Consider the following 8,293-nt stretch of genomic DNA (forward strand, 5'->3'; position numbering starts at 1 on the left):
GGATCGTGTTCCACACACGGCCATGTGGGAAGCGCCCGATTAACTCGCCCGTAACTCGGGGCGATATCTTGAGCGTGACAGGCTTCGGAAGCCGGTGCAAGAGTTGCCCGGCCCGGAACTCTCCGATCGGCGTGTCGGATGCGTCACACGGTCTGTTAATAATCGCTTTCTTGAGCATTAACAGAAGATGCGCAGTGCCTTCGGTGCGGAGCGGAAGGTGACCCGTTCGCGCTCACCCAGGTACTCGCCGTCGATTTCGAACGCCCTGGGGTGGGACGAGGAGATCTCCAGTGACCCCAGGTCATGCCAGGTGGTGTAGCCCTCGCCCTCCGCCGGCAGTCCCTTGGGGAACAGCATCTGTGAAAGCACCCATCCCACTGCGGCATGCGAGGAGTCGGTCAGCGCGAACGCGTCCAGGCCCAGTTCGAAACGTGAATCCGGGGTCGGCTGGAGCGGCAGTGCACCCGCGTACGTCCACGGTGTGGTGTTGGTGACGATGGCGAAATACGAGCCCTCCAGAACCGAGTCCTCGGTGACCACCCGCAGGGACGGATCCCTGATGTCACCGCGAAAGAACAGTTTCATGGCGGCCTCCGCGTACAGCGCCGGCGTGGCCTTGCGCCCCTGGGACCGTTCGTGCTCCACCAGCTGGACCACGTCCGCGTCCCAGCCGAACCCCGCGCAGAATGTGAAGTAGCGGTCGTCCTCGCCGCTGGTGATCCGGCCCAGGTTCACCTCGCGCTCACGGCCCTGTCGGAGCGCCTCCACCGCCGTCTGCGCCGCCTCGACGGGGTCGCCGGGCAGGCCGAGCGAGCGCAGGAAGACGTTGGCGCTTCCGCCGGGGATCACCGCGTAGCGGGGGCGCGGCGGCCCCTCCGGGGCGGTCAGGAGCCCGTTGACCACCTCGTTGACGGTGCCGTCGCCGCCCAGGCTCAACACCGCGCTGAACCCGTCCCCGGCCGCGTCCCGGGCGAGCGTGCTCGCGTGGTCGCGGTGGGCGGTCTCGACCACGGTGAGGTCCAGTTCCTGGGCGAGTACGTCGACGATCGCCTCCCGGATATGAGGCGTGGCCGTCGTTGCCTGGGGGTTCACGATGAAGAGGGCGCGCACGCCCTCAGTCTAGGAGCTGTACCCGAAGACGGTGCTCTGACCCGGGGCACCGAGGCCTCCCGGGTGCCGGGCGGGGCGAGAGGTCCCAGGAGAGGTCCCGCCGGGGGCGTATAGGCTTTCCGGGTGTCTACACGTCCCTTCACCGTCGTCGTCGCGGCGGTACTGGAAGCCCTGGTCGGGGCGGCTGCTGCGGTCGGCGGTCTGTACAGCCTCTTCGCCGCGTTCTCGGGCCGGGCCGCCTCGCTCACCTCGGCGCTGCCGCTCGCCCTCCTGGGTGTGGGCGTCGGCGCGCTCTTGGTGTACGTGTCAGTGGGCCTGTGGCGGCTGCGCGAGTGGGCCCGCACTCCGGTGGTCGTCACCGCGCTGTTCCTCACGGTGGTCTCCTACTACATGTTCACCAGCGGACAGCACGCGATCGGTGGGACCATGCTCACCGTGGCGCTGGGAGCCGGCGGTGCGGTCCTGGCCCCGCCGACGACCGCGGCGCTCTTTCCCCCGCGTGAGGGGGAGTAGCCCCGCGGCCGTCGGCCCGGACACGAACTGGAAGACACCGTCTAGTCGTCCGTGGTGAGCGCCTGGCGCAGTTGGGCCAGGGTGCGCGCCAGCAGGCGCGAGACGTGCATCTGGGAGATGCCCAGCTCCTGGGCGATCTGCGACTGCGTCATGTTGCCGAAGAAGCGCAGCAGCAGGATGCGCTTCTCCCGCGGGGGCAGCTGCTCCAGGAGCGGTTTGAGCGACTCACGGTACTCGACACCCTCCAGCGACTCGTCGACGATCCCCAGGGAATCGGCGACGGCCGGGGCGTCCTCGTCCCCGCTGTCGGGAGCGTCCAGCGACACGGTCGAGTAGGCGTTGGCGGACTCCAGGCCCTCCAGCACCTCCTCCTCGGTCATCTGCAGGTGCGCCGCCAGCTCCGCCACCGTGGGGGAGCGCCCCTCCCGCTGTGACAGGTCGCTCACGGCCTTGGTGAGTGAGAGCTTCAGCTCCTGGAGACGGCGGGGGACCCGCACGGCCCAGCCCTTGTCGCGGAAGTGCCGCTTGATCTCACCGACGATGGTTGGGGTGGCGTAGGTGGAGAACTCCACCCCGCGTTCGAGGTCGAACCGGTCGATGGACTTGATCAGCCCGATCGTGGCCACCTGGGTGAGGTCGTCCAGCCACTCCCCGCGGTTGCGGAAGCGGCGGGCCAGGTACTCGACGAGGGGGAGGTGCAATTCCACCAGCTCGTCGCGGATCCGGCGCCGCTCCTCCGAGTCCTCGTCGAGCTCGTTCAGGCGCTCGAACAACTGTCTCGCACGGGCCCGGTCGGGCACGGCGTGCTCGGTCTTCGCTGTCAGAGCGGGCCCCCTTTCGCTCACGTGGACTCCAGCGTGCCGCGGTGCTTGCACAGGACGATGCGGACGCGGTCGTCCACCCCGACACCCGCGTCGACGTCTCCGGCCAGCGCGGACAGGACGGTCCAGGCGAAGGTGTCGCGCGCTGGCAGGCGTCCGTCCGCGGTCATGACCGAGACGGAGATGCGCATCGCCTCGGGGGTGAGTTCGAACTCTGTGGTCAGTTCTGTGCCGGGCAGCGCTTGGGTGAGCAGCATGGCGCATGCCTCGTCGACCCCGATACGCAGGTCCTCGATCTCGTCGAGGGTGAAGTCGAGGCGTGCGGCCAGACCCGCCGTCGCCGTCCGCAAGACGGACAGATACGCGCTGTCCGCGGGCAGCGTGACGGTGACGGCGTCCCGGATTCCGATGGCGTCGGCCGTGGGCACAGCGGTTTCTTCGGTCACGTCCCTCCTTCGGGGGGCGAGGTTGCCGCTTGACTGCAATGTATCTCGTTTCGCCCTCCCCCCGCCGCAGGGAAGCGGGATCGTGTCCGCGCGTGGAGCGCCGACCACGGCGGGGAGCGCAGGTCCGGGCTTTCGAGGAGAACCGCGGCGGCGCGTGCGTCGCCCCGGGCGGCGGTCAGTCCGGCCGGGTGGCGACCATCCGTTCGACGGTCCCGAACCCGAGGTGGTCGTGGTGGCCCACGTCGAAGCCGACGGCGGTCGCGGAGTCCCGGTGGAGGGTGCGCGCACGCTCGCGCCGCCTCTCCTCCGAAGGCAGCCGCGAGTGGGTGATGTGGTCGACGAACAGCAGACGCCCCCCGGGCACCAGCACGCGGTACATCTCGGCCATGGCGCTGTGCCGGTCGGCGACCACGCTCAGGCCCATCACGCACACCACGGTGTCGAAGGTCTTGTCGGGGAACTCCATGGCCTGGGCGTCGCCCTCGACGAGGCGGACCAGCGCCCCCAGGCCCCGCGCGGTCTCGCGGGCCCGTGCCAGCATCTCCGGGTTGAGGTCGAGGCCGGTCAGCCGCGCCTGGGGCGGGTAGTGGCGGAGGTTGCGCCCGCTGCCCACGGCGACCTCCAGGGTTTCTCCGCGGGCCCCCGAGCACAGGATCTCCCGGGTGCGTCTCAGTGCGGGGGGCTCGAACATCCCGCTCAGGGCGTCCAGGGCCGCCCGGCGGTTCCAGGTCCTGCGTGCGCGCTCGGTGAGCGGGTCCATGTCGTCCCCTGAAAGCGATGAGGATGCCCCTGCGCAATGACTCTGCGACCAATGAGGCGTCGGGTCAAGTCGCGTGGCGGGTGTTTCCCTGAACAGAGCGGGACCGCCCCTGATGAACACGCGAAGGTGTGGGTTCGGGTTGAGTGGTTCACTAGTGATGTGGGTCACATTATAGGAAGGGGGTCGTCCGACGTGTCGAACACGCCTGTCTCGGCGGAGCCACAGCTGTTTTCTGGTACTTCCAAGGTATGTGTCGCATGAGCGGATGTTTAGGTGTGGTCTATAGTTCGCGCCCCGCGATTCTCCTTCGGGCTCCGTTATGAGAGAATCACGGTACGGGTCAACCCCGTGAGAGGCGGCCGCACTGCACTCGCATAAGAGTCCGGCGAAGAACGCCCCTCCCCGGACACCCCGCCGTGGCACCGGCGGCCCACTGTCCCGGAGGGCTCCCCTAGCACTCACACGTCTTCGCGTGCGGCCTCGCCACTGCCGAGTCCGCCCACGTCATGGCCGACGTCGGGCGTACAGCGAAAACTGAGGGGTTTGAAAAGTTGTCCACTGATGCGCATTCCCATTCCCTGAACGACCCCACCGAGCTGGACCGGGATCCCGCCTTCGCGATGCACCGCGGCGGGAAGCTGCACGTCACCTCCTCCGTCGAGGTGAACGACCGCGCGAGCCTGGCCCTGGCCTACACCCCCGGCGTCGCCCGCGTCTGCGACGCCATCGCCGAGACCCCCGAGCTCGTCGACACCTACACCTGGAAGAGCGGCCTCGTCGCCGTCGTCACCGACGGCACAGCGGTCCTGGGGCTGGGCAACATCGGCCCCGAGGCCTCGCTGCCCGTCATGGAGGGCAAGTCGCTGCTGTTCAAGCAGTTCGGCGGCGTCGACTCCGTGCCGATCGCCCTCACCTGCACCGACGTCGACGACTTCGTCGAGACCGTCGTGCGCATGGCCCCGTCGTTCGGTGGCATCAACCTGGAGGACATCTCCGCGCCGCGCTGCTTCGAGATCGAGCGCAAGCTGCGTGAACGACTGGACATCCCGGTCTTCCACGACGACCAGCACGGCACCGCCATCGTGACCGTCGCCGCGCTCCAGAACGCCGCGCGCCTCACCGGGCGCGCCCTCGGCGACCTGCGCGCCGTGGTCTCCGGCGCCGGAGCCGCCGGGGTCGCCGTCACCAAGATGCTCCTGGACGGCGGGATCGGCGACATCGCCGTGGCCGACTCCAAGGGCCTGATCCACCAGGGCCGCGAAGGGCTGACCCCCGTCAAGCAGGAACTGGCCGAGATCACCAACAAGGCCGGTCTGCAGGGCTCCATCGAGAGTGCGCTCAAGGGCGCGGACGTCTTCATCGGGCTGTCGTCGGGCGAGGTCCCCGAGGAGGTCGTGGCCACCATGGCCAAGGACTCCATCGTCTTCGCCATGGCCAACCCCAACCCGGAGATCCACCCCGACGTCGCCCGCAAGTACGCGAGCGTCGTCGCGACCGGGCGCAGCGACTTCCCGAACCAGATCAACAACGTCCTCGCCTTCCCCGGCATATTCCGCGGCGCCTTCGACGCCGGCGCCGGCGACATCACCGAGAAGATGAAGCTGGCCGCCGCCACCGCGCTGGCCGAGCTGGTCGGTGACGACCTGTCCGCCGACTACGTCATCCCGGGCGCCTTCGACGAGCGGGTGGCCCCGGCCATCGCGGCCGCCGTCGCCGAGCAGGCGCACAAGGACGGCGTCACACGGTAGGGGGACCGTTCCCGGGACGGGCCCGAGGAGCGCGCCCCCGCGGCGCCCCTCGGGCCCGTCCCGTGCGGTCGGTCCCCGTTCAGCCGTCCCGGCGCTCGTCCTGCTCGCCGACGGCCGTGCCCCAGGGGTCGGACGATCCCTCGGGGCCGGGCCCGGACTCGGGTTCCCCCGGCCCTTCGGCGGTCCCCGAGGGGGCCGTCTCCGGTTCCGGTTCTGTCGTCTTGGACGCCTCCCGGGGCCGTTCCGGTTCTGACGAACGGCCGGAGCCGGTGGGTGTCTCGTCTCCGCCCTCCTTCCCGGGCGGACCCCAGCGGCCCACGTCACGGCGGATCACCTCGACCGTCTCGTCCAGGATGCGCTTCAGGTCGGTGACGGCCGCCTCGCCGACGTGGCCCGCCTCGTGTGCCACGTCGCGTACCCGGTCGGTGAAGTCGCGCAGGGCCTGGTCGAACTCGGGGCTCTTCGTCTGTCCGCGGCCCCAGACGGCGCCCAGCCCTCCGAGTCCCTGGGCGAACCGCTCCCACTCGCGTGCCCACGGGCCGCCGTCGCCGCAGGCGCGCTCCTTGTCCCCGGGGCCCCGGTCACCGGTTCGCGCGGCGGAGGCCTCCTCGGACGGAGGGGCCTGTCCGGAGTCCTCGGTGTGCCCCTGCCGCGTGTCCGCGGGCTCGGGCTCCGGCCGGCGGGTGCCCGAACCGGTGTACGTCAGCTCCTCGCGCAGCGAGCTGATGGTGGCGCGCACGTCCTGCTTGACCGCCCGCGCGATGTCGCGTACCGAATCGGTGATCTCCTGTTCCAGGTCGGCCAGGTCGCCCTCGCGTGCGCGCAGCTCCTCACGTCCCTTGTCGGTGAGCCGGTAGACCTTGCGGCCGCCCTCCTCGGTGTGGGCGACCAGGCCCTCCTCCTCCAGGCGTGCCAGGCGCGGGTAGATGGTGCCGGGGGAGGGCGAGTACACGCCCAGGAAGCGGTCCCGGAGCAGGCTGATGATCTCGTAGCCGTGCCTGGGGCTCTCGTCCAACAGTTTGAGCAGGTACAGCCGGAGCCTGCCGTGGCCGAACATGGTGCTCATTCAGGCCCCCTCGGGGATCGCCGCGGGTGCCTCGGGCGCACGGCGCAGCAGCGCGGTCCGTCCGGACATGGTACGGGTGGAGATGGTCGCGGGGTCGACGCCGGGGCCGATCTTCCCGCTCAGCGCCTTGCGTGCCGGGGCCTCGCGTCTCTCCAGCGAGAAGTCGCTGTCCAGCTTGCCGGTGACCGAGTGCATCTCGACGGCAGCCGAGGTCTCGGCGGGCACCCGCAGCGCGATCTCGCCGGAGACGGTGTTCAGCCGGACCCGTCCGGAGGGGGCGAGGTCGGTGTCGGCGAGGATCTGGCCGGAGGCGGACTTGGCGTCGAACCCCGACAGCCGTCCGCCCGCGACCGCGAGCGGACCGTTCACGCTGCTGAAGCTCAGGGTGCCCGACGGGTTGCGCAGCGACGTCTGGCCGGTCGCCGTACTGATCTCCGTGGTGCCCGACGCGTCGTCGAGGGTGATCTCCCCGGAGGCGGTCCGGAGGAAGGTGCGGGCCCTGAGCCCGGCGGCGACCACGGCCGCGCTGACCGTGTTCACCTCGACCGGGCAGCCCGCCGGGAGCCGCAGGTTCACGGTGGCCTTGCGCCCGCCCATGCCCTTGTAGCCGTTGAGCTGGATCGGTTTGAGCCGGTCGAGGAGCCCCTGACCGGTGAGGTCCTCGTAGGTGATGGTGAGGATGCCCGCCTCCTGGGTCGCCAGGACGGGGCCGCCGGTGATGTCGCTGATCTCGAAGGTGACCGGATCGTCGGTCGGGAGGATGTTGACGTGACCGCCGATGATGCGGACGCGCAGTGCGACGATGCCGTCCAACGTGTGCGTCAACGGCTTGTCGATGGTCCAACGTGCCATCGTGCACCCTTTCGTTCGCTCGTTACTTTCACGATATGTCGCGAGTGGGGCAAACTCAAGATATGTCGCGGATCTACGGGTGCGTTCAGGGAACAGCGGGGGCGATCCCTGAGATGAACCGATGCCTATTCTGTGGCGCTTCGTGGATGTATATCCGCTTGGATGGGTGCACATTCCCCCAGGAGTCACCGACGCATCCTTCCCCCGAGCAGGAGCCCGTCCAGATCTCGGACCGGTCGATCGTGATCGGGGCCGATCCGCGGAGGCGGCCCAGGCCGCCACACGCCCTCAGGTTCCTGCGGGCGCTGCTCGTCCCGGCTGCCCTCGTCAACGGGGTGGCCCTCCTCGGCACCGTGCTCCTCCTACTGGACTGGCACTCCCTCACCACGTCCACGCCGTCGAACGGCTCACCAAGGGGGCGGGTCGGCGGGCGGTCCTGGCCGCCCACGCCGTGCTGATCACGGTCGACACGGCGCTCACGACCGCCATGGAACCGACGGGCGGCTGGTTCGAGAGGGTGTTCGCCTGGCTGCCCACGACCACCATGCGGCTGCTCATCCCCGGATCCCGCCTCCTGGTGCTGCGGCTGCCCAGCAGTGAGGAGGCGTTGCGCGCGACCGCCGAACGGCGGGAGGGAGAGCGCGCACGCGCGAGGGGCCCGGGAGGATTCCCGGGCCCCTCGCGTCACTGTGCGCTATGCGTCGTCGTCCTCGTCGTCCAGCCGGGCCAGCCAGGTGGCCAGCCGGTCGACGGGGGTCTCGAACTCGGGGTGCACGTCGGTGAACACCCGCAACTGCTCGGCGAGCCAGGCGAAGCTGACCTCCTCGCCGCCGCGGCGGTTCTCCAACTCCTCGATTCCGCGATCGGTGTAGTACATGCTGTGCTTTCTACGCCCTCGCAGGCTCGGTCGGGGCTCGGGGCGCGGAGAACCGGCCTCTTCGTCGTCGCTACCTTCTTGCTCGTTCCTCGCTTCGGCG

Annotated in this window: 10 protein-coding genes; 2 read left to right on the top strand and 8 right to left on the bottom strand. The window is 69.8% G+C overall.

Features of this window, described 5'->3' with window-relative positions; genetic code table 11:
• Window positions 1-177 precede the first annotated feature (177 nt).
• Window positions 178-1,110, bottom strand: a complete 933-nt coding sequence (locus B042_RS0111960) for a diacylglycerol kinase family protein (RefSeq protein WP_028648489.1) — start codon at window positions 1,108-1,110, stop codon at window positions 178-180.
• A 123-nt stretch (window positions 1,111-1,233) separates the two neighbouring features.
• On the opposite strand from B042_RS0111960, the gene B042_RS0111965 reads away from it, so the two are divergent.
• Entirely contained in the window at window positions 1,234-1,623 is a 390-nt protein-coding gene (locus B042_RS0111965; RefSeq protein ID WP_028648490.1) for a hypothetical protein, read from the top strand.
• 41 nt (window positions 1,624-1,664) lie between these two features.
• Here the strand turns inward: B042_RS0111965 and B042_RS0111970 are convergent, their stop codons facing one another.
• The 3 genes from B042_RS0111970 to B042_RS0111980 form a co-directional block, all read right to left on the bottom strand.
• Window positions 1,665-2,396, bottom strand: a complete 732-nt coding sequence (locus B042_RS0111970; RefSeq protein WP_028648491.1) for an RNA polymerase sigma factor SigF — start codon at window positions 2,394-2,396, stop codon at window positions 1,665-1,667.
• Window positions 2,397-2,464: 68 nt separating this feature from the next.
• A complete protein-coding gene (locus B042_RS0111975) occupies window positions 2,465-2,890 on the bottom strand; it encodes an anti-sigma factor (protein WP_028648492.1) in 426 nt (141 codons plus the stop codon).
• Between the two features lie 175 nt (window positions 2,891-3,065).
• Complete coding sequence (locus B042_RS0111980; protein ID WP_028648493.1) at window positions 3,066-3,650, bottom strand: class I SAM-dependent methyltransferase; 585 nt, start codon at window positions 3,648-3,650, stop codon at window positions 3,066-3,068.
• A gap of 620 nt (window positions 3,651-4,270) precedes the next feature.
• Between B042_RS0111980 and B042_RS0111985 the strand changes: the two genes are divergently transcribed.
• Window positions 4,271-5,398, top strand: a complete 1,128-nt coding sequence (locus B042_RS0111985) for an NADP-dependent malic enzyme (RefSeq protein WP_231493964.1) — start codon at window positions 4,271-4,273, stop codon at window positions 5,396-5,398.
• Between the two features lie 79 nt (window positions 5,399-5,477).
• Here the strand turns inward: B042_RS0111985 and B042_RS0111990 are convergent, their stop codons facing one another.
• The 4 genes from B042_RS0111990 to B042_RS0112005 all read right to left on the bottom strand — a co-directional run bounded on the left by B042_RS0111990 (window position 5,478) and on the right by B042_RS0112005 (window position 8,193).
• Entirely contained in the window at window positions 5,478-6,464 is a 987-nt protein-coding gene (locus B042_RS0111990; protein WP_028648495.1) for a helix-turn-helix transcriptional regulator, read from the bottom strand.
• Window positions 6,465-7,316 carry a DUF4097 family beta strand repeat-containing protein gene (locus B042_RS0111995; protein ID WP_028648496.1) on the bottom strand — a complete coding sequence of 284 codons (852 nt, stop codon included), beginning with the start codon at window positions 7,314-7,316 and terminating at the stop codon, window positions 6,465-6,467.
• A 381-nt stretch (window positions 7,317-7,697) separates the two neighbouring features.
• Window positions 7,698-7,874 (bottom strand): hypothetical protein, encoded by a 177-nt coding sequence (locus B042_RS25710; protein WP_155989044.1) that lies wholly within the window; start codon window positions 7,872-7,874, stop codon window positions 7,698-7,700.
• A gap of 136 nt (window positions 7,875-8,010) precedes the next feature.
• Entirely contained in the window at window positions 8,011-8,193 is a 183-nt protein-coding gene (locus B042_RS0112005; RefSeq protein ID WP_028648497.1) for a DUF6104 family protein, read from the bottom strand.
• Window positions 8,194-8,293 lie beyond the last annotated feature (100 nt).

Origin of the sequence: Nocardiopsis sp. CNT312 (assembly GCF_000515115.1) — a bacterium.
Classification (GTDB): Bacteria; Actinomycetota; Actinomycetes; order Streptosporangiales; family Streptosporangiaceae; genus Nocardiopsis.